The sequence below is a fragment of the Pseudomonas spirodelae genome (assembly GCF_034653255.1).
Classification (GTDB): domain Bacteria; phylum Pseudomonadota; class Gammaproteobacteria; order Pseudomonadales; family Pseudomonadaceae; genus Aquipseudomonas; species Aquipseudomonas spirodelae.
On sequence record NZ_JAYEET010000013.1, the window covers coordinates 91,518 to 115,192 of the forward strand.

The following is a 23,675-nucleotide window of genomic DNA, read 5'->3' on the forward strand; positions in this document are numbered from 1 at the left end:
TTTTTATTGTCAGTTGATATAAGAAAGGACTTCATGAAACGTCTGCTGCTACCTGCGGTGCTTGCCGCACTGATGATCACCGAAGTTCACGCCGAGTCCTTCACCATCTCCGATATTCGGGTCACCGGTCTGCAGCGCGTCTCTGCGGGTAGCGTATTCGGTGCCTTGCCGCTTAATGTCGGCGCGCAAGCTGATGACCGCGCCTTAGTCGAAGCCACTCGCGAACTGTTCAAAACCGGTTTCTTCCAGGACATCCAGCTTGGCCGTGATGGCGATGTGCTGGTCATTACTGTGGTTGAGCGGCCGTCGATTTCCGGCATCGAGATCGAGGGTAACAAGGCCATCAGCAGTGAAGACTTGCTCAAAGGCTTGAATCAGTCGGGCCTGGCTGAAGGTGAGATTTTTCAGCGCGCCACGCTCGAAGGCGTGCGTAATGAGTTGCAGCGTCAGTATGTGGCGCAGGGCCGTTATTCTGCTGAGATCGAAGCCGAAGTTATTCCGCAGCCGCGTAACCGCGTGGCGCTGAAAATCAATATCAATGAAGGTTCAGTTGCCGCCATTCAGCACATCAACGTGGTGGGTAACTCGGTTTTCTCTGATGAAGACCTGATCGGCCTGTTTGAGTTGAAAACCACCAACTGGCTGTCCTTCTTCAAGAATGACGACAAGTACGCCCGTGAAAAGCTCTCCGGCGACTTGGAACGTCTGCGCTCCTATTATCTGGATCGCGGCTATATCAACATGGATATCAGCTCCACTCAGGTGTCCATTACCCCGGACAAAAAGCACGTCTATGTCACGGTCAACGTGGATGAAGGCGAGAAGTTCACCGTAGGTGAGGTCAAACTCAGCGGTGAATTGAAGGTGCCGGAAGAAGAAGTCCGCGCCTTGTTGCTGGTTCAGCAAGGCCAGGTATTCTCGCGCAAAGTGATGACCACCACGTCCGAGTTGATCACCCGTCGCTTGGGTAACGAGGGCTATACCTTCGCCAACGTCAATGGTGTGCCGGAAGCCAATGATGATGGCACCGTGTCCATTACCTTTGTGGTCGACCCGGGTAAGCGTGCCTACGTCAACCGGATCAACTTCCGCGGTAACACCAAGACAGAAGATGATGTATTGCGCCGTGAAATGCGCCAGATGGAAGGCGGCTGGGCGTCGACCTATTTGATCGATCAGTCGAAAACCCGTCTGGAACGTTTGGGCTATTTCAAAGAAGTGAACGTCGAAACCCCGCAAGTGCCGGGCACTGACGATCAGATTGACGTCAACTACAGCGTTGAAGAGCAGGCCTCTGGCTCGATCACCGCCAGCGTCGGTTTTGCCCAGAACGCCGGCCTGATTCTCGGTGGCTCGATCACCCAGAACAACTTCCTGGGTACCGGTAATAAGGTCAGCGTGGGCCTGACCCGCAGCGAATACCAGAGCAGCTACAACTTCGGTTTTGTGGATCCTTACTGGACGCCAGACGGCGTTAGCTTGGGCTACAACGCCTTCTTCCGTGAGACGGATTACGATGAGCTGAATACCGATGTGTCCAGCTACTCGGTGGACAGCTACGGTGCGGGCGTCAGTATTGGTTATCCGATCAGTGACACCTCGCGTCTGACCTATGGCTTAACCGTACAGAACGACAGTATTGGCACCGGTATCTATACCGTTGACGAAATTTTCGACTTTATCGAAGCCGAAGGTGACAGCTACCTGAACCTTAAAGCGTCGGTCGGCTGGTCGGAGTCGACGCTGAACCGTGGCGTGCTGGCTAACCGTGGTCACTCACAAAGTTTGGTGTTTGAAACGACGGTGCCGGGCAGCGACCTGTCCTTCTTTAAAGTTGATTACCGCGGGCAGATTTTCAAACCGCTGAGTGATACCTACACCCTGCGCCTGCATAGCCAGTTGGGGTATGGCGAAAGCTATGGTTCGACCAGCGAGTTGCCGTTTTATGAAAACTACTACGCCGGTGGTTTCAACTCCGTGCGTGGCTTCAAGGACAGCAGCCTGGGGCCGCGTAGCACGCCGAGTAAAGGTACTAACCCAGGTACAGCATTCGACCCGGATCAGGATCCACTGCCATTCGGCGGTAATGTGCTGATTCAAGGCGGCGCCGAATTGCTGTTCCCAATGCCGTTCGTGAAAGATCAGCGCTCCCTGCGTACCGCGCTGTTTTGGGACGTGGGCAACGTGTTTGACACCAATTGCGGCAGCTCCCAGGATGATTGCAGCAGCATTGATCCGGGTAACTTGGCCAGCTCGGTGGGCGTTGGTCTGACGTGGATTACCGCACTGGGGCCGTTGAGCTTTAGTTTGGCCATGCCAATCATCAAGCCGGATGATGCCGATACGCAGATTTTCCAGTTCTCTCTCGGTCAGACGTTCTAAGCGTCGGATTATTGAATATCAACAGTTTTGCAGGAGTTGCACCGTGCGTAAGTTGACTCAGCTGGTTTTGTTAAGCGTTGCCCTGCTGGCGACTCCGGCGTTTGCCGAGATGAAAGTCGCGGTATTGAACTATCAGATGGCTTTGCTGGAGTCTGATGCGGCCAAGCGTTATGCAGTGGATGCTGAGAAGAAATTCGGCCCACAGCTGAACAAGCTGAAAACCCTGGAAAGCGATGCCAAGCGCATTCAGGATCGTCTGGTCAAAGACGGTGAGAAAATGCAGACCGCTGAGCGCGAGCGTCTGGAGCTTGAATTCAAGCAGAAAGCCCGTGACTTCCAGTTTCAGTCCAAGGAATTGAATGAGTCCAAAGCGGTGGCTGATCGCGAGATGCTTAAAAAGCTTAAGCCGAACCTGGATAAAGCCGTCGAAGAGGTCATCAAAACCGGTAACTTCGACCTGGTGCTGGAGCGTGGTGCGGTGATTGATGTCAAACCTCAGTTCGACATCACCCGTCAGGTTATCGAGCGCATGAACAAGCTGCGCTGATCATGAGCATGCCGGTTTATTCCCTTGGCCAGTTGGCCGAGCGCTTAGGTGCCACCTTGCGTGGTGCCGAAGACCAGCCGATCAGCGGATTGGCCACCTTGCAGGAGGCAGGCCCTGAGCAGCTGAGCTTTCTCGCCAATGCGCAATATCGCAAGTTTCTCTCGGGCTGTCAGGCAGGTGCGGTGCTGTTAAATGCGGTCGACGCCGAAGGCTATGCCGGTAATGCGCTGGTTGTGGCCAATCCCTACCTGGCGTATGCCGAACTCTCTCATCTGTTTGATCGCAAGCCTCAGGCACTGCCGGGCGTGCATCCTACGGCTGTGGTCGCGGCGGATGCACAGGTCGATGCCAGTGCAAGCATTGGTGCTTATGCGGTGGTCGAGAGTGGCGCGCAGATTGCCGCGGGCGTAACCGTCGGCGCGCACTGCGTTATCGGCGCTCGCTCGGTGATCGGTGAGGGCGGCTGGTTAGCCCCGCGCGTCACGCTGTATCACGATGTGCGGATCGGCAAGCGTGTGGTGATTCAATCCGGCGCAGTGATCGGTGGCGAGGGCTTCGGCTTTGCTAACGAGAAGGGCGTTTGGCAGAAAATCGCGCAGATCGGTGGCGTCACCATTGGTGATGATGTCGAGATCGGTGCCAACACCACCGTAGACCGTGGCGCGTTGTCGGACACGCTGATTGGTAATGGGGTCAAGCTGGATAACCAGATCATGATCGCGCACAACGTGCAGATTGGTGATAACACTGCCATGGCGGGCTGTGCGGGTATTTCTGGCAGCACTAAAATCGGCAAGAACTGCATGATCGCCGGCGGTGTCGGCATGGTTGGGCATATCGAGGTGTGCGACAACGTGTTCGTCACCGGTATGACCATGGTTACCCGCTCAATCACCGAGCCCGGCTCCTATTCGTCGGGTACTGCCATGCAGCCAGCGGCTGAATGGCGCAAGAGCGCGGCACGGATTCGTCAGTTGGATGACATGGCGCGACGCCTGCAACAGTTGGAAAAGCAGCTGGCCGCCGTGACCTCTGCCGCTGACACTTCATCTGATGCCTGAGCCGGTATTTACCGGCTTCTCTTTTTTCTCTTACAGGCTTCTCTGCACATGATGGACATCAACCAGATTCGCGAATACTTGCCGCACCGCTATCCGTTCCTTTTGGTGGATCGGGTGGCTGAGCTGGATATTGAAGGCAAGCGAATTCGCGCCTACAAGAATGTCAGCATCAATGAGCCGTTCTTCAACGGGCATTTTCCTGAGCACCCGATTATGCCGGGCGTGTTGATCATCGAAGCCATGGCCCAAGCGGCCGGTATTCTGGGCTTCAAGATGATGGATCTGAAGCCATCCGATGGCACCCTGTATTACTTTGTCGGTTCCGACAAGCTACGCTTTCGCCAGCCCGTGGTGCCGGGTGATCAACTGATCCTCGAAGCCCGCTACCTGAGCAGTAAGCGCAGCATCTGGAAGTTTGAGTGCAAGGCCAGCGTCGACGGCAAGGAAGTCTGCTCGGCAGAAATCATCTGTGCGGAACGCAAACTATGAGTTTGATTGACCCTCGCGCCATCATCGATCCCAGCGCCAAGTTGGCTGACGACGTAGTCGTCGGCCCTTGGTCGATAGTCGGGGCCGATGTAGAAATTGGCGAGGGTACAGTGATCGGCCCCCATGTGATCCTCAAGGGGCCGACGCGGATCGGTAAACATAACCGCATCTACCAGTTCTCCTCGGTGGGTGAAGACACCCCCGATCTCAAGTACCAGGGCGAGGCAACTCGTCTGGTCATTGGCGATCACAACGTGATCCGTGAGGGTGTCACCATCCATCGCGGCACCGTGCAGGATCGCAGCGAAACTACCCTCGGCGACCACAACCTGATCATGGCTTATGCCCACATTGGCCATGACAGCGTGATCGGCAACCATTGCATCTTGGTCAACAACACCGCGTTGGCCGGGCATGTCTGGGTCGATGACTGGGCGATTCTGTCTGGCTACACCCTGGTGCATCAGTTCTGTCGCATCGGTGCGCACAGCTTTTCCGGCATGGGCACGGCGATTGGCAAGGATGTACCGGCGTTTGTCACCGTGTTCGGCAATCCGGCCGAAGCGCGCAGCATGAACTTCGAAGGCATGCGTCGTCGTGGTTTCAGCCCTGAGGCTATTGCGGCTCTGCGTCGCGCCTACAAAATTGTCTATCGCCAGGGGCTCACGGTTGACCAGGCGATGAGCGAGCTGGCCGAGTCGGCAGGCGCATTCCCCGAGGTCGCGATTTTCCGCGACTCCATTCTGGCCTCGAGCCGCGGCATTACCCGATAATTTATGACTGACCTGATGCGTGTCGCGCTGGTCGCCGGCGAGGCGTCTGGCGATATTCTTGGTGCCGGGCTGATGCAGGCGCTAAAAGCCCAGCACCCTGCAATCGAATTTATCGGTGTCGGTGGCCCGCTGATGCAGGCCCAGGGGCTGAATTCCTATTTCCCGATGGAACGCTTGTCGGTGATGGGGTTGGTCGAGGTGCTGGGCCGTCTTCCCGAATTGCTGTCGCGGCGCAAACGCCTGATCAAGACCTTGATCGCAGCCAAGCCGGATGTGTGTATCGGCATTGATGCGCCGGATTTCAACCTGACGCTTGAGCTCAAGCTGCGTCAGGCCGGAATCAAAACCGTGCATTACGTCAGTCCATCCGTCTGGGCCTGGCGGCAGAAGCGCGTGCTGAAAATTCGTAAAGCCTGCGACCTGATGCTGACCCTGTTTCCGTTCGAGGCGCAGTTCTACCAAGACCACCAGGTGCCGGTACGGTTTGTTGGTCATCCGTTGGCCGATACCATTCCGCAGCAGGCGGACCGTGCGGCGGCCCGTGAGGCGCTGAACATGGCCAGTGATCAGCCGGTGGTCGCCTTGATGCCGGGCAGTCGTGGCGGTGAAGTGTCGCGCCTGGGCAGTCTGTTTCTTGATGCGGCGGTACGTTTACGTACCTTGCGCCCCGGTATTCAGTTTGTCTTACCCTGCTCCAGCCCGGAGCGCCGTGCACAGATTGAGCACATGTTGGTCGGCCGCGATCTGCCGCTGACGCTGCTCAACGGTCGCTCCCATGAGGCGCTGGCTGCTTGCGATGCGGTGCTAATTGCTTCCGGTACGGCGACCCTTGAGGCGCTGCTCTACAAGCGTCCTATGGTGGTGGCCTACAAGGTCGCGCCGATGACCTATCGCATCCTCAAACGCCTGGTGAGCAGTGCTTATATCTCGCTGCCGAATTTGTTGGCTGAGCGTTTATTGGTGCCGGAATTGATTCAGGATGCGGCGACCCCTGAGGCGCTGGCGCAGTTGCTGGCGCCGCTGCTGGATGGCGGCGAAGTACAAACTGAAGGCTTTGATGTGATTCATCGCGCGCTGCGCCGTGATGCTTCGCTCCAGGCTGCCCAGGCTGTCCTGCAGCTGACAGGCCGCGGCTGATGCAGTTGGGACTGGATTTTACCCTGGTGGAAGAACTGGTCGCTGGGGTCGATGAAGTGGGCCGTGGCCCGCTTTGTGGCGCAGTGGTAACCGCGGCGGTGATTCTTGATCCGGCGCGGCCGATTCTCGGCCTCAACGACTCGAAGAAGCTAACCGAGGCACGCCGCGAAAAACTCTTCGATGAAATTCGTGAGAAAGCCCTTGCCTGGTGCATTGCCCGGGCGGAAGTGGAAGAGATCGACCAGCTGAACATTTTGCAGGCCACCATGCTGGCCATGCAGCGCGCGGTCGAGGGCTTGAGTGTTACGCCCAAACTGGCGCTGATCGACGGTAATCGCTGCCCCGTGCTCCAAGTGCCCAGTGCTGCCGTGGTTAAAGGTGATAGTCAGGTGCCGGCCATTGCCGCCGCCTCGATCTTGGCCAAGGTTAGCCGTGACCGCGAGATGCAGCAGCTTGATCAGCAATACCCGGGCTACGGGATTGCTGGGCATAAGGGCTACCCCACGCCGGTGCACCTGGAAGCGTTACGTCGTCTGGGGCCAACACCGATCCATCGCCGCTCGTTCGGCCCGGTGAAGGCGTTGTTGGATAGCTAGGCTGGGCTTAACCCATCCTGCTTGCTGCTGTTTGCACCTAGGCCCGGTACAATCCGGGCCTTGTCGTTTTTGTGTTTTGTATAGGACTGCCATGACCGCCTCGTTCGTCCACCTGCGTTTGCATACCGAGTTTTCCCTGGTCGATGGCTTGGTGCGGGTCAAGCCACTGATCAAGTCGGTGGCGGCTGCCGGCATGCCGGCCGTAGCAGTGACCGACATGAGCAATATGTGCTCGTTGGTTAAGTTCTATAAGGCTGCCATGGGCGGTGGTATCAAGCCGATCTGTGGTGCCGACATCTGGCTGGCCAGCGCCGACGAAGACGGCCCGCTGAGCCGCATGACCCTGCTGGCGATGAACGCCAAGGGTTATCGCAACCTCACCGAACTGGTCTCGCGCGGCTGGAGTGAAGGGCAGAGCAATGATCTGGTGATCATCCAGCGCGACTGGGTCAAGGCCGCCGCCGAGGGCTTGATTGCGTTGTCCGGCGCCAAGGAAGGCGAAGTCGGCCACGCCTTGCTGGATGGCGAGCCGGCGGAGGCCGAAGCCCTGCTGCGCGAGTGGATGGCGGTGTTCCCTGAGCGCTTCTACTTGGAAGTGCAGCGCACCAATCGGGTCAATGATGAAGAACATCTTCACGCCGCCGTCACCCTGGCTGACAAGGTCGGTGCGCCGCTGGTGGCGACCAACGATGTGCGTTTTATCAAGCAGGACGACTTCGCTGCCCACGAAACTCGTGTGTGCATCGGCGAAGGCCGCAGCCTGGATGACCCGCGCCGCCTACGCACCTATTCCGATCAGCAGTACCTGAAGACGCCGGAGGAAATGGCTGCGCTGTTCAGTGATTTGCCGGAAGCGCTGGAAAACACCATCGAGATTGCCAAGCGCTGCAATATCGAGGTGCAACTGGGCAAATACTTCCTGCCGGACTTCCCCGTACCGGCTGGGTTGACCATGGACGAGTATTTCCGTCAGGTCTCCTTCGAGGGGCTTGAGGAACGTCTGGCGGTGCTGTGGCCGAAAGACACCACGCCGAACTATGAAGAAAAGCGCCAGGTTTACATCGATCGGTTGAATTTCGAGCTGGATATCATCATCCAGATGGGCTTCCCCGGTTACTTCCTGATCGTAATGGACTTCATCAAGTGGGCGAAAAACAACGGCGTGCCGGTCGGCCCTGGCCGTGGGTCGGGTGCCGGTTCGCTGGTGGCCTACGTGCAGAAGATCACCGACCTTGATCCGCTGGCCTATGACCTGCTGTTCGAACGTTTCCTCAACCCGGAACGGGTCTCCATGCCCGACTTCGACGTCGACTTCTGCATGGACGGTCGTGACCGGGTGATCGACTACGTGGCCGAAAAATACGGTCGCAACGCGGTAAGCCAGATCATCACCTTCGGCACCATGGCGGCCAAGGCGGTGGTGCGTGACGTGGCGCGGGCCCAGGGTAAGTCCTACGGCCTGGCAGATCGCCTGTCGAAGATGATCCCCTTCGAAGTCGGCATGACTCTGGAAAAAGCCTACGAGATGGAAGAGCCGCTGCGCGACTTCCTCAAGGTCGATGAGGACGCCCGCGAGATCTGGGAGATGTCGCTTCGTCTCGAAGGTATTTGTCGCGGTACCGGTAAACACGCGGGTGGTGTGGTAATCGCGCCGACCAAGCTGACTGACTTCTCGCCGATTGCCTGCGATGACGAAGGCGGTGGCCTGGTCACCCAGTTCGATAAAGATGACGTGGAATCTGCCGGCCTGGTGAAGTTCGACTTCCTCGGCCTGCGTACCCTGACCATCATCAAGTGGGCGATGGAAACCATCAACCGCGAGCAGGCCAAGCAGGGTCTGCCTGATCTGAATATCGACTTTATCCCGCTGGACGACAAACCGACGTTCAGCATGCTGCAGAAAGCTGAAACCACCGCGGTGTTCCAGCTTGAATCGCGCGGCATGAAAGAGCTGATCAAAAAGCTCAAGCCGGACTGCCTGGAAGACATGATCGCCCTGGTGGCCCTGTTTCGTCCGGGGCCGCTGCAGTCGGGCATGGTGGACGACTTTATCAACCGTAAGCACGGTCGTGAGCCGATTTCCTATCCGCATCAGGACTACCAGTACGCGGGCTTGGAGCCCGTGCTCAAGCCGACTTACGGCATTATTCTGTATCAAGAACAGGTGATGCAGATTGCTCAGGTAATGGCCGGGTACACCCTCGGCGGCGCGGACATGCTGCGTCGCGCCATGGGTAAGAAAAAACCCGAGGAGATGGCCAAGCAGCGCGGCGGCTTTATCGAGGGTTGCGCTAATAACGGTATCGACGCGAACTTGGCGGGCAACATCTTCGATCTGGTGGAAAAATTCGCCGGTTACGGCTTTAACAAGTCGCACTCGGCCGCTTATGGTTTGTTGTCGTATCAGACGGCCTGGCTCAAGGCTCACCACTCAGCGGCCTTTATGGCGGCGGTGTTGTCGGCAGATATGCACAACACCGATAAAGTGGTCACCCTGATCGAGGAATGTCGCAGCATGAAGCTGCGCCTCGATGCGCCGGATGTGAATATCTCTGAGTACAAGTTCACGGTCAATAACGAGGGCTGGATTGTTTACGGCCTGGGGGCGATCAAGGGCGTCGGCGAAGGGCCAGTGGAGGCCATTGTCGAGGCGCGTCAGGACAGGCCGTTCAAGGACCTGTTCGACTTCTGCTCGCGGGTTGATCTTAAACGCATCAATAAACGCACCCTCGAAGCGTTGATTCGCAGCGGCGCGCTGGATCGTCTTGGTCCGCACTTCCATGAAGAGCTGAAAGCCTATAAAGCCAACATCGACCGTAACCGTGCGGTGTTGCTGGCGGCGATGGAAGAGGCGGTGCAGGCTGCCGAGCAAACCGCGCGTAGTCATGACAGTGGCCATATGGACCTGTTCGGCGGGGTGTTTGCTGATGCCGAGGCCGATGTCTATCTCAATCATCTGCGGGCCCGTGATCTAACCCTGAAAGAGCGCCTTAAAGGCGAGAAAGACACCCTGGGTCTGTACCTGACTGGCCACCCGATCGATGAGTATGAAGGTGAGGTGCGGCGCTTTGCCCGTCAGCGCATCGTCGACCTTAAGCCGGCGCGGGGGGATCAGACGATTGCCGGGTTGGTGGTTAACCTGCGGGTGATGAAGAACAAAAAGGGCGACAAAATGGGCTTCATCACCCTCGATGACCGCTCCGGGCGGATCGAGGCCTCGCTGTTTGCCGAAGCGTTCGACACCGCACAAGCGCTGCTGCAAACCGATGCCTTGGTGGTGGTGGAAGGGGAGGTGAGTAATGACGACTTCTCCGGCGGCCTACGACTGCGCGCTAAGCGGGTGATGAGCCTGGAGGAGGCGCGAACTGGCTTGGCTGACAGCTTGCGGATTAAAGTCGCCAGTAGTGCTTTGCAGGGTGATCGCCTGCGTTGGTTGGCCGAGTTGTGTGGTCGCTACCGTGGCGCGTGTCCGATCACTGTCGACTACAGCGGCATCGATGCCAAGGCGCAATTGCAGTTTGGTGAGGGCTGGCGAATCGAGCCGGCTGACAGTCTGATTCAAGCATTGCGTGACCAGTTCGGCCGCGACAACGTCTTTTTGCACTACCGCTGATTTGCGAGGCCCAGGCCTCGCCGGTTGGTCGTGATGCCCAGTGGGTTCTGTATTGAAAGATTTCGTGCAGAACCGGGTGTCGACCTGAATGCGCCTGCTGCTATAAGGTAGGGCGCGATAACGGATACAGCTCCCGGCCACTTGGCCGTCGACGCAAGACGGATGACTATGAACCCGAACTTTCTCGATTTCGAACAGCCGATCGCCGACCTGCAAGCCAAGATCGAAGAGCTTCGCCTGGTCGGTAACGACAACTCGTTGAACATCACTGATGAGATCGCTCGTCTACAGGACAAGAGCAGCTCGCTGACCGAAACTATTTTCGGCAACCTGAGCAGCTGGCAAATCGCCAAGCTGGCGCGTCATCCGCGCCGTCCATATACCCTGGATTACTTGCAGCACATCTTTACTGAATTTGATGAGCTACATGGCGATCGTCACTTCTCTGATGACGCTGCTCTGGTGGGTGGCGTGGCGCGTTTGGACGGTGAGCCGGTGATGGTCATCGGTCACCAGAAAGGCCGTGAAGTGCGCGAAAAAGTACGTCGCAACTTCGGCATGCCTCGTCCAGAAGGCTACCGCAAGGCCTGTCGCCTGATGGAAATGGCTGAGCGCTTCAAAATGCCGATCCTGACCTTTATCGATACGCCGGGCGCGTACCCGGGTATCGACGCCGAAGAGCGTAACCAGAGCGAGGCGATTGCTTGGAACCTGCGTGTCATGGCACGCCTGAAAACCCCGATCATTGCCACTGTAATTGGTGAGGGTGGTTCCGGTGGTGCCTTGGCGATTGGCGTGTGCGACCAACTGAACATGCTGCAGTACTCCACCTATTCGGTGATTTCGCCGGAAGGTTGTGCCTCGATTCTGTGGAAAACCGCAGACAAGGCGCCGGATGCCGCTGAGGCGATGGGCATTACCGCTGAGCGCCTGAAAGGTCTGGGTATTGTCGATCAGGTAATTGGCGAGCCGCTTGGCGGTGCGCACGCTGATCCAGCGGCTGCCGCTGAATCAGTACGCCAGGCTTTGCTAGGTCAGCTGGACATGCTTAAGACGTTCGATACCGAGGCTTTGTTGAAGCGTCGTTATGAGCGCCTGATGAGCTACGGCATCGCTTAAATGACCTTGAGCGCCAGGTTGCTGGAATCTCTGGCGCCCTGGCGCAGCGCGCCGGCTTGGCATATCGCCTTGTCCGGCGGGCTGGACTCCACGGTGCTATTGCACCTGCTGGCCAGCCTCGCGCAACGCGAGGCGCTGCCGCCACTTTCCGCTATTCATATTCATCATGGCTTACAGGCTGCGGCCGATGCCTGGCCTGCGCATTGCCGTGAGCTGTGCGCGGAGTTGTCTGTGCCGCTACAGGTCGAATATGTGCAGGTCGCGCCGGGCGCCAGCCTTGAGCGGGCTGCCCGCGATGCCCGTTATGCAGCGCTGGCTGCGCGTCTTGCGCCTGGTGATGTCGTGCTGACCGCACAGCATCGCGACGATCAAGCAGAAACCCTGCTGTTTCGTCTGTTGCGCGGTGCTGGCGTACAAGGTCTGTCGGCTATGCCGGTGAGTCGCAGATTGGGTGCGGGGTGTCTGGCTCGGCCGCTTCTGAATTGTTCGCGTGCTGAGCTGTTGGCGTATGCCCACAAGCAGCAATTGAGCTGGGTTGAAGACCCATCAAATGCCGATGAGCGGTTCTCGCGTAATTATTTGCGTCGTCAGGTGCTGCCGCCATTGCTCAAGCGTTGGCCGCAGGCGTTGGTCAGCCTGTCGCGTAGTGCGGCGCACCTGAGTGAGGCGGGGCAGTTACTGGATGAGTTGGCGCAGCAGGATGTCGCTGCGGCTGAGGCGCCTAATGAGTTTGCCTGGCTGGCCTTGCCAAGTCTGGCGCTGCCGGCTCTGCGTGGCTTGAGTGAGGCGCGTCAGCGTAACGCGCTACGTTACTGGTTGCGGCCGTTGACGCCGATGCCCGATAGCGAACATTGGGCGGGTTGGCAGGCGCTGCGTGATGCGGCGGTGGATGCCGGGCCGTTATGGAAACTTGCGGGGGGGGAGTTGCGCCGCAGTGATCAGCGTTTGTGGTGGCTGGCGGGAGACTGGTTGCGATCACCTGCCTCGCCCAAGATTACGATTCCGGGTGGCCAGAGTATGGTGTTGCCGGGTAATGGCAGTGTGCGCATTGATGGGGTGTTGCCAGCGGGTGCGTGGCAGTTGGATTACCGCCGCGCAGGCGATCAGCTTCGGGTGCTCGGGCGCGGGCATCGCGACTTAAAGCGCTTATTCAATGAATTGCGGGTGCCGGTTTTTGTCCGAGATCGCCTGCCATTGATGCGTTTGGATGGCCGTGTGGTGGCCGTCGCCAATCTGCCAGGACTGCAAGGTGCGCACGATGGCAGCTGGCAATTAAATTGGCAGCCGCCGACGAGCGATCAAGGTTTGAGCTGATAAGCCCTTTCCGGTAGACTACGCTCCCGTCTTACTAGTGCTTTTGTTGACTCCCTTGGGAGTCGACAGGGCTAGCTTATTGCAGTTGCTGCAACAAGTGGCTTGGGTACTCCTTCGCTTTCCTCGGCGGCACTTGCCGCTTAAACGCAGACTTCTAGGGTTCTTCATGACGCGCTACATATTCGTCACGGGTGGTGTTGTTTCTTCATTGGGGAAAGGCATCGCCTCGGCTTCATTGGCGGCTATCCTGGAGGCGCGGGGCCTGAAGGTCACGATGCTCAAGCTGGATCCCTACATCAACGTCGATCCGGGCACCATGAGCCCGTTCCAGCACGGTGAGGTGTTCGTCACCCACGACGGCGCTGAGACTGACCTTGATCTGGGCCACTATGAGCGGTTTATCCGCACCACGATGACCAAGAGCAACAACTTCACCACCGGTCGCGTCTACGAAGACGTGCTGCGCCGTGAGCGCCGTGGTGATTACCTGGGTGCGACCATTCAGGTCATTCCGCACATTACCGACGAGATCAAACGCCGCATCATCAAGGGTGCTGGCGATGCCGACGTGGCCATGGTCGAAATTGGTGGCACAGTTGGCGACATCGAGTCGCAGCCGTTCCTTGAGGCGATCCGTCAGTTGCGTGTGGAAGTCGGCGCCAAGCGCGCCATGCTGATGCACCTGACGCTGGTGCCGTATATCGCCACCGCTGGCGAGACCAAGACCAAGCCAACTCAGCATTCGGTAAAAGAGTTGCGCTCCATCGGCCTGCAGCCGGACGTGCTGATCTGCCGTTCTGACCATCCGATTGATGTGTCTTCGCGCCGCAAGATTGCGCTGTTCACCAACGTTGAAGAGCGTGCGGTGATTTCCCTGGAAGACGTCGACACCATCTACAAGATTCCGGGTGTCCTGCATGCCCAGGGCTTGGATGATTTTGTCATCGAGCGTTTTGGCCTGGAATGCAACAGTGCTGATCTGTCCGAGTGGGATCGCGTGGTTGATGCCAAGCTGAATCCAGAGCACGAAGTCACCATCGCCATGGTCGGTAAGTACATGGAGTTGCTGGATGCCTATAAGTCGCTGATCGAAGCGATGAGCCATGCCGGTATTCAGAACCGCACCAAGGTCAATCTGCGTTATATCGACTCCGAAGATATCGAGAACAAAGGCACCTCGTTGCTTGAAGGTGTGGATGCGATTCTGGTGCCGGGCGGTTTTGGCTTGCGAGGCGTGGAAGGCAAAATAACCACGGTTCAGTACGCTCGCGAAAACAAAATTCCTTATCTGGGCATCTGCCTGGGTATGCAGGTCGCGGTCATCGAGTTCGCCCGTAATGTGCTGGGCTGGAGCGATGCCAACTCTTCTGAGTTCGACACTACGAGCCAGCATCCAGTGGTCGGCTTGATCACCGAATGGCAAGACGCGACCGGTGTAACCGAGCAGCGTACCGATGCTTCTGACCTCGGTGGCACCATGCGTTTGGGCGCTCAGGACTGTCAGCTGGAAGCCGGTTCGCAAGTGCGCGCCTGCTACGGCAAAGATGTGATCGTCGAGCGTCATCGTCATCGTTACGAGGTGAACAACAACCTGCTGCCACAGCTCATTGAGGCTGGGCTCAAAGTTACCGGTCGCTCCGGTGACGGCGCGCTGGTTGAAGTGGTCGAAGCGCCGGATCATCCGTGGTTTGTGGCGTGCCAGTTCCACCCGGAATTCACCTCCACGCCGCGTGATGGTCATCCGCTGTTCAGTGGCTTTGTCACTGCCGCGTTAGCCCAGAAAGCTAAGAAGGCCTAAGGATATGGCGCAGAAAATCATCAAGGTTGGCAATATTGAAATCGCCAACGACAAGCCCTTCGTGCTGTTCGGTGGCATCAATGTCATCGAATCCCGCGATCTGGCCATGCGTTCCTGTGAAGAGTATGTGCGGGTTACCGAGAAGCTCGGTATTCCCTATGTATTCAAGGCCAGCTTCGACAAGGCCAATCGCTCGTCCGTGACCTCGTTCCGTGGCCCAGGTCTGGAAGAGGGCATGAAGGTCTTTGAGGAAATCAAAAAGACCTTCGGCGTACCAGTGATCACCGACGTGCATGAGCCTGAGCAAGCCGCTCCAGTGGCGGCGGTCTGCGACATTATCCAGTTGCCGGCGTTTCTGTCGCGCCAGACTGACCTGGTCGTGGCTATGGCCAAGACCGGTGCGGTGATCAATATCAAGAAGGCCCAGTTCCTCGCGCCCCAAGAGATGAAGCACATCCTGGCCAAGTGCGAAGAGGCGGGTAATTACCAGCTGATTCTCTGCGAACGTGGTTCCAGCTTCGGCTACAACAACCTGGTGGTGGACATGCTCGGCTTCGGCATCATGAAGCAGACCAACTACCCGGTATTCTTCGACGTCACCCACGCGCTGCAAATGCCGGGTGGTCGCGCCGACTCTGCCGGTGGTCGTCGTGCTCAAGTCACCGATCTGGCCAAAGCTGGCATGAGCCAGGGACTCGCGGGGCTGTTTTTGGAAGCCCATCCGGATCCGGATAACGCCAAATGCGATGGCCCTTGCGCCCTGCGCTTGGACAAGCTGGAGCCGTTCCTCACCCAGCTCAAGCAGTTGGATGACTTGATAAAGAGTTTTGCGCCGATTGAGACTGCCTGAAACGGTAATTCTCCGGTAAAGTGAGCTTTGTATACAATCTGGCTGAATAGTCGGTACATGTTGTGCGCTGGATTAACCTTCAGTGCGCAATAAGTGTGCATCTCAGTACTACCTTTTTCGTCAATTTTTTGGAGTGCTACACGCAATGGCAAAGATCGTCGACATCAAAGGCCGTGAGGTTCTCGACTCCCGTGGTAACCCGACTGTGGAAGCCGATGTAATTCTTGAAGGCGGTATCTTTGGCAGCGCCTGTGCGCCGTCCGGTGCCTCCACGGGTTCGCGTGAAGCGCTAGAACTGCGTGATGGCGACAAGAGCCGTTACATGGGCAAGGGCGTACTGAAGGCTGTGGCCAATATCAATGGCCCGATCCGCGATCTGCTGCTGGGTAAAGATGCCATCGACCAGCAAGCGCTGGACCAGGCCATGATTGCGCTCGACGGTACTGAGAACAAAGCCACTCTGGGTGCCAACGCCATCCTTGCGGTATCCCTGGCTGCGGCCAAGGCCGCTGCTCAGGCCAAAGGCGTGCCGTTGTATGCGCACATCGCCGACCTGAACGGCACTCCAGGTGTTTACTCGATGCCGGTACCGATGATGAACATCATCAACGGCGGCGAGCACGCCGATAACAACGTCGATATTCAGGAATTCATGGTGCAGCCGGTCGGTGCCAAGACATTCTCTGACGCACTGCGTATGGGCACTGAGATTTTCCACCACCTCAAAGCGGTACTCAAAGCCCGTGGCCTGAGCACCTCGGTGGGTGACGAAGGTGGTTTCGCACCGAACCTGGCGTCCAACGAAGACGCTCTGGCGGCCATCGCCGAAGCTGTAGCTAATGCTGGCTACACCCTGGGTGATGATGTCACCCTGGCTCTGGACTGCGCCTCCAGCGAGTTCTTCAAAGACGGTCAATACGACCTGGCTGGCGAAGGCAAAGTCTTCAACGCTGAAGGTTTTGCGGATTACCTGGCCGGTCTGTCTGAGCGTTACCCGATCATTTCCATCGAAGATGGTATGGATGAGTCTGACTGGGCGGGCTGGAAAGTCTTGACCGACAAGATCGGTGACAAGGTTCAGTTGGTTGGCGACGACCTGTTTGTAACCAACACCAAGATCCTCAAGCGCGGTATCGACGAGTCAATCGGTAACTCGATCCTGATCAAGTTCAACCAGATCGGCACCCTGACCGAAACGCTGGAAGCCATCCAGATGGCCAAAGCAGCGGGCTATACCGCCGTGATTTCGCACCGCTCGGGTGAAACCGAAGACAGCACCATTGCCGATTTGGCCGTGGGCACTGCTGCTGGCCAGATCAAAACCGGTTCGCTGTGCCGTTCGGATCGTGTGTCCAAGTACAACCAGCTGTTGCGTATCGAAGAGCAGCTTGGTGCTAAAGCTCCGTACAAGGGCCGCGCCGAGTTCCGTGGCTAAACGCCGCTGCGCTTGACGTTACAGCGTTGCGCCTTGTGGCCTACATGGATGTGGCTGACGCCGTTGCCCGCCGGGAGCGGGTTCGGCACTAGTCTTCGCTCGCGATATTTTCAGTGATCACTCAAGGCATGGTAAAAGGGGGCGGCGCGAGTCGCCCCTTTTTACGTTCGGAAGCTTTTTCGCTATGCGCAATAATTTTTACTGGGTGTTTATCGTGCTGATTGCCGTGCTGGCAGGCCTGCAGTATCGCCTGTGGGTGGGTGATGGCAGCTTGGCGAAGGTGTCCCAGTTACAGCAGCAAATCGCTGACCAGCAAGGTGAAAACCAGCAGCTGCAAGAGCGTAACCGGATTCTCGAGGCTGAGGTTCTGGAGTTAAAAAGCGGTATGGAGACCGTCGAAGAGCGTGCGCGACAAGAGTTGGGCATGCTCAAAGAGGGTGAAACCCTCTATCAGTTGGCTGAATGAACAACCACGAATTTCCCCACTTCTGGGCGCTGATCCCGGCTGCTGGCATTGGTAGTCGGATGCGTGCCGATCGGCCCAAGCAGTACCTGCAGTTGGCCGGCAAAAGCATTATTGAACACACCCTGGCGTGCTTCCTTGAGCACCCACAGTTACGCTGTGTGGTGGTCAGTCTGGCCGCTGAAGACCCTTATTGGCCAACGCTGGCCTGTGCCAGTGACCCGCGTATTCAGCGGGCTGACGGTGGTGCTGAGCGTGCTGATTCAGTACTCAATGGTTTGCTGCGCTTGAATGAATTGGGCGCAGGGGACCAAGACTGGGTATTGGTGCATGATGCGGCGCGGCCGAATTTGGCCCGGAGCGACCTGGATTTATTGCTTGCCGAGTTAGCCAATGACCCGGTGGGTGGGTTGCTCGCTGTGCCCGCTCGCGACACGCTTAAGCGCGCGGGTGCCGATGGTCGCGTGCAGGCTACAGTTGATCGCTCGACCATCTGGCAGGCCTTTACCCCGCAGATGTTCCGCTTGGGTGAGTTGCAGCGCGCGCTGGCTGATGCGTTGATTGCCGGTGTGGCAATTACCGATGAAGCCTCTGCTATGGAGTGGGCGGGGCAGGCGCCGCGGCTGATTGAAGGCCGTGCAGATAACCTCAAAGTCACCCGCCCGGAAGACCTGCAGGGCCTTAGCCTGCTCTGGCAAGGGCGCTGCTAGCTTAGTCCTTGCGGTATTCGCAGCGCTCGCCGAGCCCCTGTTTAAGAACGTCCACCAATCGCCGCACTTTGGGCGACAGGTGCCGTTGCTGGGGGTAGATCGCCCATACTGCGGTATCCGGCGGTTGCTGGTTATCCAGCAGTGAAACCAGTGCGCCGCTGCGCAGATGCTCCAGCACGTAGTAATCCGGCAGTTGGCACAAGCCCACCCCGCGCAACGCCGCTTCCAGCACCGCCTGGCCGCTGTTGCAGCGCCAGTTGCCCTGTACCCGCATGCTGATATCCCGGTCGTTGGTCTGAAAGCTCCACATATCCGAACTGCCGATTAGGCAATTATGTTGGCTCAGCTCGGACAGCGAGTGTGGCCGGCCATAGCGCTGCAGATAGTCGGGCGCCGCGCACAGGTACAGTTGTCGCGACGCCAGCCTCGTAGCCACCAGGCGCGAATCCTGTAAGCGCCCCAGACGGATAGCCAGGTCCAGGCCGTCGTGCAGCAGGTCGAGGGTGCGGTTCGTCAGCTCGATATCCACCCGCAACTGCGGATGCTGGATCATAAATTCGGTGACCAGCGGCACGATAAAGCGTTCGCCATAGGCTACTGCGCAGGTCATGCGCAGCAGGCCTTTGGGTTCGCTGCCTAAATCGCCGACGGCGCGCAGCGCTTCTTCGCGGGCGTCCTGTAGGCGCTGGCAATGTTGCAGAAAGGTTTGCCCCGCTTCGGTCAGTGCTACGCGCCGGGTGCTGCGATAGAACAGGCGCGTCTGCAGGCGTTCTTCCAGGCGGGCGATCTGCCGGCTGACCTGGGATGATGACAGGCTCAGGCGTTCGGCAGCGGCAGTGAACTGACCACATTCGGCGACGGCGACAAATTCATCCAGGCCTTCCCAGCGGTTCATAACGGTTTCCCTTAGGCGTTTTACCGGCAGATTATCCCTGTGCAGCAAGAATGTTTTGTTTTTTAGCGGATTAATCTTTTTAAGGCACTGATCTAGACTCTGCGCACTGTTGAATCCCCTGGAGAGCCATCATGATCAAATCCCGCGCCGCCGTAGCCTTTGCCCCAAACCAGCCGCTGCAAATCGTTGAAATCGATGTCGAGCCGCCCAAGGCCGGTGAAGTATTGGTGCGTATTGTCGCCACCGGCGTGTGCCACACGGATGCGTACACCCTCTCGGGTGAGGACTCCGAAGGCGTGTTCCCGGCAGTACTGGGCCACGAAGGCGGCGGGATTGTTGAAGCCATTGGCGAGGGCGTGACCTCGGTGCAGGTCGGTGATCACGTGATTCCGCTGTATACCGCCGAGTGCCGTACGTGCAAATTCTGCACCTCCGGCAAGACCAACCTGTGCAGCTCGGTACGTGCCACGCAGGGCAAGGGCCTGATGCCGGATGGCACCAGTCGCTTCAGCTATAACGGCGAGCCTGTCTATCACTACATGGGCTGCTCGACCTTCTCCGAATACACCGTGCTGCCGGAGGTTTCCCTGGCGGTGATCCCCAAGGAAGCGCCGCTGGAAAAAGTCTGCCTGCTCGGTTGCGGCGTCACCACCGGTATCGGGGCAGTGCTCAATACCGCCAAAGTGGAAGAGGGCGCGACTGTGGCGATCTTCGGCCTCGGCGGTATTGGCCTGGCGGCGATTATTGGCGCGAAGATGGCCAAGGCTTCGCGCATCATCGCCATCGACATCAATCCGGCCAAGTTCGACGTGGCGCGTGAGCTGGGCGCGACTGATTTCGTCAACCCGAAGGATTTCGCCAAGCCAATTCAGGAGGTCATCGTCGAGATGACCGACGGCGGCGTGGATTACTCCTTTGAGTGTGTGGGCAATGTGCAGCTGATGCGCGCCGCGCTGGAATGCGCACACAAGGGCTGGGGTGAGTCGGTGATTATCGGCGTGGCCGGCGCCGGCCAAGAAATCAGCACCCGTCCGTTCCAGCTGGTCACTGGCCGCGTCTGGCGCGGTTCGGCGTTTGGCGGCGTAAAAGGCCGCACCGAACTGCCGGGTTATGTAGAAAAAGCGCAGAAGGGTGAAATCCCGCTGGATACCTTTATCACCCACAACATGCCGCTGGAAGACATCAACAAGGCCTTTGATTTGATGCATGAAGGCAAGAGCATCCGCACCGTTATCCACTTCTGATCACGCTGGGCGGCTGCATGGCCGCCCACTGGAGGCTCTATGACCTTGGAAAATATTTCCTGCCAGAAGAGTGCGGGCGGTTGGCATAAGCGCTATCGGCACCGATCTGCGGTGCTGGGCTGTGACATGGTATTTGCCGTGTACCTGCCGCCGCAGGCCGAGCAGGGCGGCAAACTGCCGGTGTTGTATTGGCTGAGCGGGTTGACCTGCACCGATGAGAACTTTATGCAGAAGGCCGGCGCGCACAAGCTGGCGGCCGAGCTGGGGATGATCATCGTCGCGCCGGACACCAGTCCTCGTGGCGCGGATGTCCCGGATGATCCGGATAAGGCTTGGGACTTTGGTTCGGGTGCGGGGTTCTACCTGAACGCCACCCAAGAGCCTTGGGCGCGGCATTACCGCATGTACGACTATGTGGTGCAGGAGCTGCCAGCGCTGATCGAAGCCAACTTCCCGGTATCCGATAAACGCGGCATTAGCGGTCACTCCATGGGCGGGCATGGCGCATTGGTGTGCGCTCTGCGTAACCCGGGACGTTATCAGTCGCTGTCGGCCTTTGCGCCGATCAGCAACCCGAGCAACTGTCCTTGGGGTGAGAAGGCATTCTCGCGCTACCTGGGTGATGAGCGTTCGCGTTGGCGTGAATGGGATGCCTGCGCTTTGCTGGCCGAGGCCACGGAAAAGCTACCGATTCTGGTTGATCAGGGTGATCGCGATGATTTTCTGGAAAACCAGCTCAAGCCGGATGCCCTCAAGGCCGCTGCGCAAGCGGCAGGGCATCCGTTAACCCTGCGTTTGCAGCCCGGTTACGACCACAGCTACTACTTTATCGCCAGCTTTATTGATGACCATCTGCGTCATCACGCCAAGGCGCTGTTGGGCTGAGATCCCGCTGGCGAGTAAGGTGCTTCGCCAGCAAGCCGGCTTCTGCCTGCTGCTTTCAGTTAGAATCACGCCCTGACTTTTTCAGGGCGTTGTTCTTTATGCGTATTGGCCACGGCTACGACGTGCACCGCTTTACCGAGGGTTCTTTTATTACCCTAGGCGGCGTGCAAATCCCCCATCAGTTTGGCCTGTTGGCCCATTCCGACGGCGACGTGCTGCTGCACGCGTTGAGTGATGCCTTGCTTGGCGCGGCGGCGCTGGGCGATATCGGCAAACACTTCCCCGACACCGACCCGACCTTCAAGGGGGCAGACAGTCGCGCCTTGCTGCGCCATGTGCTCGGGCTGATTCACGCCAAGGGCTGGCAGGTCGGCAATGTCGACGCCACCATCGTCGCCCAAGCACCGAAGATGGCTCCACATATCGAAACCATGCGCGCACGCATTGCCGAAGACCTGCAGGTGAGCCTGGATCAGGTCAACGTCAAAGCCACCACGACCGAGAAGCTGGGTTTTACCGGGCGTGAAGAAGGCATTGCGGTGCATGCGGTCGCGCTGTTGGTCACCCGATGAACGAACTTCAATTGCTGGGCCCGCGCGCCCATGGTGAGCCTTGCGGCACGGCAGTACTCAAGGCCGTGGCGGAAGACTTTCAGGTCGATGAGGTGCTGGATATCCCGCTGGCCGGCGAGGGTGAGCACCTGTGGCTGTGGGTGGAAAAGCGTGAGCTGAATACCGAGGAGGCCGCCAAGCGTATTGCCCGCGCCGCTGGTGTACCGCTGCGGCTAATCAGCTATGCCGGCCTCAAAGATCGCCAGGCCCTGACTCGTCAGTGGTTCAGCCTACACCTGCCGGGCAAGGCTAATCCGGACCTGAGCGCTGCCGAAGATGCCAGCCTGAGCATCCTCAAGCAGATACGCCATACTCGCAAACTGCAACGCGGTGCCCATGCGGCCAATGGCTTTACCCTGCGCCTGACGCAGCTGGCTGCGGACCGCGAAGCGCTGGATCAGCGCCTGACCCAGATCGTCGCTCAAGGCGTGCCCAACTATTACGGCCTGCAGCGCTTCGGTCATGAGGGCGGTAACGTCGCCCATGCCCGGCATTTTGCGCAGGGTAAAAGCCTGCCGGAAAAACGCAATGTGCGCTCGCGGGTACTCTCGGCGGCGCGCAGTTATCTGTTCAATCAAGTGTTGGCTGAGCGGGTCAAAGCCGGTACTTGGAATCAGGCATTGCTGGGTGATTTACTGGCCTTCACCGACAGTCGCAGTTTTTTTCCTGCCGGTGAGACTGAGTGCGCCGACCCACGTTTGGCCATACTTGATCTTCACCCTACCGGGCCTTTGTGGGGCGCCGGTGTGTCGGCGGCTGAAGGAAGTGGCCAGGCACTGGAGCAGGACTTGGCGGCGCGCGAGGCTGTGTTGGTCGACTGGTTGGCAGAAGCGGGCATGACCCATGAGCGGCGTATCCTGCGCCTCCCTATTGGCGGCCTGTCGTGGCATTATCCCGAGCCTGACATTTTGCAACTGGAATTCGTCCTGCCGGCTGGATGCTTCGCCACCGTCTTGGTGCGCGAGCTTGTCGATCTGTTGCCTGCAGGGCAGACGGACAACCCATGCGTATTCTGATTTCCAATGATGATGGCGTTGCTGCGCCAGGCCTGTCTGCGCTGCATGCAGCGTTAGCGGACTACGCCGAGTGCGCAGTGATTGCTCCCGATCAGGACAAAAGCGGTGCCAGCAGCTCGCTGACCCTTGATCGTCCTTTGCATCCGACGACCTTGCCCAACGGCTACATCAGCCTTAACGGTACCCCCACCGATTGCGTGCACCTGGGCCTTAATGGCTTGCTGCCGCATGTGGCGGATCTGGTGGTGTCGGGTATCAACCTAGGGGCTAATCTGGGCGATGACGTGCTGTATTCCGGCACGGTAGCGGCTGCCCTGGAGGGGCGCTTCCTGGCGCGTCCGGCGTTTGCCTTTTCTTTGCTCTCACGTTTGCCGGATAACCTGCCGACGGCTGCGTATTTCGCCCGCAAGTTGGTTGAGGCGCACGAGCAGCTCGACCTGCCGCCGCGCACTGTGCTTAACGTGAATATCCCCAACCTGCCGCTGGAGCACATCCGTGGTATCCAGCTGACGCGTCTGGGGCACCGTGCGCGGGCTGCTGCGCCGGTTAAGGTGGTCAACCCGCGTGGTAAAGAGGGCTACTGGATTTCGGTGGCCGGTGACGCTGAAGACGGTGGCCCTGGCACGGATTTCCATGCGGTGATGCAGGGCTACGTCTCGGTCACGCCGTTACAGCTGGATCGTACGTTTCAAGAAGGGTTCAGCAGCCTGCAACCCTGGTTGGAGGGGCTGTTGTGA

Annotated in this window: 21 protein-coding genes; 20 read left to right on the plus strand and 1 reads right to left on the minus strand. The window is 58.4% G+C overall.

Translation table 11 applies throughout. The features are described 5' to 3' along the window. Nucleotides 1-33: 33 nt before the first annotated feature. The 15 genes from bamA to ispD all read left to right on the plus strand — a co-directional run bounded on the left by bamA (nucleotide 34) and on the right by ispD (nucleotide 18,287). Nucleotides 34-2,382 carry an outer membrane protein assembly factor BamA gene (gene bamA / locus SOP97_RS05410; RefSeq protein ID WP_274086791.1) on the plus strand — a complete coding sequence of 783 codons (2,349 nt, stop codon included), beginning with the start codon at nucleotides 34-36 and terminating at the stop codon, nucleotides 2,380-2,382. Between the two features lie 43 nt (nucleotides 2,383-2,425). Further along, nucleotides 2,426-2,929 (plus strand): OmpH/Skp family outer membrane protein, encoded by a 504-nt coding sequence (locus SOP97_RS05415; protein WP_090238860.1) that lies wholly within the window; start codon nucleotides 2,426-2,428, stop codon nucleotides 2,927-2,929. Next, nucleotides 2,929-3,990, plus strand: a complete 1,062-nt coding sequence (gene lpxD / locus SOP97_RS05420; RefSeq protein ID WP_322948619.1) for a UDP-3-O-(3-hydroxymyristoyl)glucosamine N-acyltransferase — start codon at nucleotides 2,929-2,931, stop codon at nucleotides 3,988-3,990. The genes SOP97_RS05415 and lpxD overlap by 1 nt, the downstream gene beginning before the upstream one ends. Before the next feature lie 48 nt (nucleotides 3,991-4,038). Then, on the plus strand, nucleotides 4,039-4,479 hold the full coding sequence (gene fabZ, locus SOP97_RS05425) for a 3-hydroxyacyl-ACP dehydratase FabZ (protein WP_160015687.1): 441 nt from the start codon (nucleotides 4,039-4,041) through the stop codon (nucleotides 4,477-4,479). Further along, nucleotides 4,476-5,252, plus strand: a complete 777-nt coding sequence (gene lpxA / locus SOP97_RS05430; RefSeq protein ID WP_322948497.1) for an acyl-ACP--UDP-N-acetylglucosamine O-acyltransferase — start codon at nucleotides 4,476-4,478, stop codon at nucleotides 5,250-5,252. The genes fabZ and lpxA overlap by 4 nt, the downstream gene beginning before the upstream one ends. Before the next feature lie 3 nt (nucleotides 5,253-5,255). Further along, nucleotides 5,256-6,389 (plus strand): lipid-A-disaccharide synthase, encoded by a 1,134-nt coding sequence (lpxB, locus tag SOP97_RS05435; RefSeq protein WP_322948499.1) that lies wholly within the window; start codon nucleotides 5,256-5,258, stop codon nucleotides 6,387-6,389. After that, nucleotides 6,389-6,985 carry a ribonuclease HII gene (gene rnhB / locus SOP97_RS05440; RefSeq protein WP_322948502.1) on the plus strand — a complete coding sequence of 199 codons (597 nt, stop codon included), beginning with the start codon at nucleotides 6,389-6,391 and terminating at the stop codon, nucleotides 6,983-6,985. Before lpxB ends, rnhB begins: the two co-directional genes overlap by 1 nt. Nucleotides 6,986-7,076: 91 nt before the next feature. Continuing rightward, nucleotides 7,077-10,598 (plus strand): DNA polymerase III subunit alpha, encoded by a 3,522-nt coding sequence (dnaE, locus tag SOP97_RS05445; RefSeq protein ID WP_322948504.1) that lies wholly within the window; start codon nucleotides 7,077-7,079, stop codon nucleotides 10,596-10,598. A gap of 168 nt (nucleotides 10,599-10,766) precedes the next feature. Beyond that, nucleotides 10,767-11,717, plus strand: coding sequence for an acetyl-CoA carboxylase carboxyltransferase subunit alpha (locus SOP97_RS05450; RefSeq protein WP_274086786.1), 951 nt, complete (start codon nucleotides 10,767-10,769; stop codon nucleotides 11,715-11,717). Then, complete coding sequence (gene tilS, locus SOP97_RS05455) at nucleotides 11,718-13,031, plus strand: tRNA lysidine(34) synthetase TilS (RefSeq protein ID WP_322948505.1); 1,314 nt, start codon at nucleotides 11,718-11,720, stop codon at nucleotides 13,029-13,031. A gap of 166 nt (nucleotides 13,032-13,197) precedes the next feature. Then, entirely contained in the window at nucleotides 13,198-14,829 is a 1,632-nt protein-coding gene (locus SOP97_RS05460; RefSeq protein ID WP_274086784.1) for a CTP synthase, read from the plus strand. Nucleotides 14,830-14,833: 4 nt separating this feature from the next. After that, on the plus strand, nucleotides 14,834-15,679 hold the full coding sequence (kdsA, locus tag SOP97_RS05465; protein WP_322948507.1) for a 3-deoxy-8-phosphooctulonate synthase: 846 nt from the start codon (nucleotides 14,834-14,836) through the stop codon (nucleotides 15,677-15,679). Between the two features lie 145 nt (nucleotides 15,680-15,824). Next, a complete protein-coding gene (gene eno, locus SOP97_RS05470; protein ID WP_322948509.1) occupies nucleotides 15,825-17,114 on the plus strand; it encodes a phosphopyruvate hydratase in 1,290 nt (429 codons plus the stop codon). A 184-nt stretch (nucleotides 17,115-17,298) separates the two neighbouring features. After that, entirely contained in the window at nucleotides 17,299-17,580 is a 282-nt protein-coding gene (ftsB, locus tag SOP97_RS05475; RefSeq protein WP_322948510.1) for a cell division protein FtsB, read from the plus strand. Beyond that, nucleotides 17,577-18,287, plus strand: coding sequence for a 2-C-methyl-D-erythritol 4-phosphate cytidylyltransferase (gene ispD, locus SOP97_RS05480; RefSeq protein ID WP_322948511.1), 711 nt, complete (start codon nucleotides 17,577-17,579; stop codon nucleotides 18,285-18,287). Before ftsB ends, ispD begins: the two co-directional genes overlap by 4 nt. Nucleotide 18,288: 1 nt before the next feature. Here ispD and SOP97_RS05485 read toward each other — a convergent pair whose 3' ends face one another. Further along, nucleotides 18,289-19,182: a LysR family transcriptional regulator gene (locus SOP97_RS05485; RefSeq protein ID WP_322948512.1), complete on the minus strand. Its 894-nt coding sequence runs from the start codon at nucleotides 19,180-19,182 to the stop codon at nucleotides 18,289-18,291. 131 nt (nucleotides 19,183-19,313) lie between these two features. Here SOP97_RS05485 and SOP97_RS05490 point away from each other — a divergent pair, with 131 nt between their 5' ends. The 5 genes from SOP97_RS05490 (at nucleotide 19,314) to surE (ending at nucleotide 23,675) form a co-directional block, all read left to right on the plus strand. Beyond that, nucleotides 19,314-20,426, plus strand: a complete 1,113-nt coding sequence (locus SOP97_RS05490) for an S-(hydroxymethyl)glutathione dehydrogenase/class III alcohol dehydrogenase (protein ID WP_322948513.1) — start codon at nucleotides 19,314-19,316, stop codon at nucleotides 20,424-20,426. A 39-nt stretch (nucleotides 20,427-20,465) separates the two neighbouring features. After that, nucleotides 20,466-21,311, plus strand: coding sequence for an S-formylglutathione hydrolase (gene fghA, locus SOP97_RS05495; protein ID WP_322948514.1), 846 nt, complete (start codon nucleotides 20,466-20,468; stop codon nucleotides 21,309-21,311). A gap of 98 nt (nucleotides 21,312-21,409) precedes the next feature. Beyond that, nucleotides 21,410-21,883 (plus strand): 2-C-methyl-D-erythritol 2,4-cyclodiphosphate synthase, encoded by a 474-nt coding sequence (gene ispF, locus SOP97_RS05500; protein WP_322948515.1) that lies wholly within the window; start codon nucleotides 21,410-21,412, stop codon nucleotides 21,881-21,883. Continuing rightward, the gene (truD, locus tag SOP97_RS05505; RefSeq protein ID WP_322948516.1) at nucleotides 21,880-22,938 is read left to right on the plus strand and encodes a tRNA pseudouridine(13) synthase TruD; all 1,059 of its coding nucleotides are present in this window, start codon (nucleotides 21,880-21,882) and stop codon (nucleotides 22,936-22,938) included. Before ispF ends, truD begins: the two co-directional genes overlap by 4 nt. Further along, nucleotides 22,926-23,675 (plus strand): 5'/3'-nucleotidase SurE, encoded by a 750-nt coding sequence (surE, locus tag SOP97_RS05510; RefSeq protein ID WP_274086775.1) that lies wholly within the window; start codon nucleotides 22,926-22,928, stop codon nucleotides 23,673-23,675. Before truD ends, surE begins: the two co-directional genes overlap by 13 nt.

Bases quoted from the DNA above. Each gene is read 5' to 3' on its own strand.
- bamA (WP_274086791.1), top strand. From the start codon at position 34: ATGAAACGTCTGCTGCTACCTGCGGTGCTTGCCGCACTGATGATCACC.
- fabZ (WP_160015687.1), top strand. From the start codon at position 4,039: ATGATGGACATCAACCAGATTCGCGAATACTTGCCGCACCGCTATCCG.
- lpxA (WP_322948497.1), top strand. From the start codon at position 4,476: ATGAGTTTGATTGACCCTCGCGCCATCATCGATCCCAGCGCCAAGTTG.
- lpxB (WP_322948499.1), top strand. From the start codon at position 5,256: ATGACTGACCTGATGCGTGTCGCGCTGGTCGCCGGCGAGGCGTCTGGC.
- rnhB (WP_322948502.1), top strand. From the start codon at position 6,389: ATGCAGTTGGGACTGGATTTTACCCTGGTGGAAGAACTGGTCGCTGGG.
- dnaE (WP_322948504.1), top strand. From the start codon at position 7,077: ATGACCGCCTCGTTCGTCCACCTGCGTTTGCATACCGAGTTTTCCCTG.
- SOP97_RS05450 (WP_274086786.1), top strand. From the start codon at position 10,767: ATGAACCCGAACTTTCTCGATTTCGAACAGCCGATCGCCGACCTGCAA.
- tilS (WP_322948505.1), top strand. From the start codon at position 11,718: ATGACCTTGAGCGCCAGGTTGCTGGAATCTCTGGCGCCCTGGCGCAGC.
- SOP97_RS05460 (WP_274086784.1), top strand. From the start codon at position 13,198: ATGACGCGCTACATATTCGTCACGGGTGGTGTTGTTTCTTCATTGGGG.
- kdsA (WP_322948507.1), top strand. From the start codon at position 14,834: ATGGCGCAGAAAATCATCAAGGTTGGCAATATTGAAATCGCCAACGAC.
- eno (WP_322948509.1), top strand. From the start codon at position 15,825: ATGGCAAAGATCGTCGACATCAAAGGCCGTGAGGTTCTCGACTCCCGT.
- ftsB (WP_322948510.1), top strand. From the start codon at position 17,299: ATGCGCAATAATTTTTACTGGGTGTTTATCGTGCTGATTGCCGTGCTG.
- ispD (WP_322948511.1), top strand. From the start codon at position 17,577: ATGAACAACCACGAATTTCCCCACTTCTGGGCGCTGATCCCGGCTGCT.
- SOP97_RS05485 (WP_322948512.1), bottom strand. From the start codon at position 19,182: ATGAACCGCTGGGAAGGCCTGGATGAATTTGTCGCCGTCGCCGAATGT.
- SOP97_RS05490 (WP_322948513.1), top strand. From the start codon at position 19,314: ATGATCAAATCCCGCGCCGCCGTAGCCTTTGCCCCAAACCAGCCGCTG.
- fghA (WP_322948514.1), top strand. From the start codon at position 20,466: ATGACCTTGGAAAATATTTCCTGCCAGAAGAGTGCGGGCGGTTGGCAT.
- ispF (WP_322948515.1), top strand. From the start codon at position 21,410: ATGCGTATTGGCCACGGCTACGACGTGCACCGCTTTACCGAGGGTTCT.
- truD (WP_322948516.1), top strand. From the start codon at position 21,880: ATGAACGAACTTCAATTGCTGGGCCCGCGCGCCCATGGTGAGCCTTGC.
- surE (WP_274086775.1), top strand. From the start codon at position 22,926: ATGCGTATTCTGATTTCCAATGATGATGGCGTTGCTGCGCCAGGCCTG.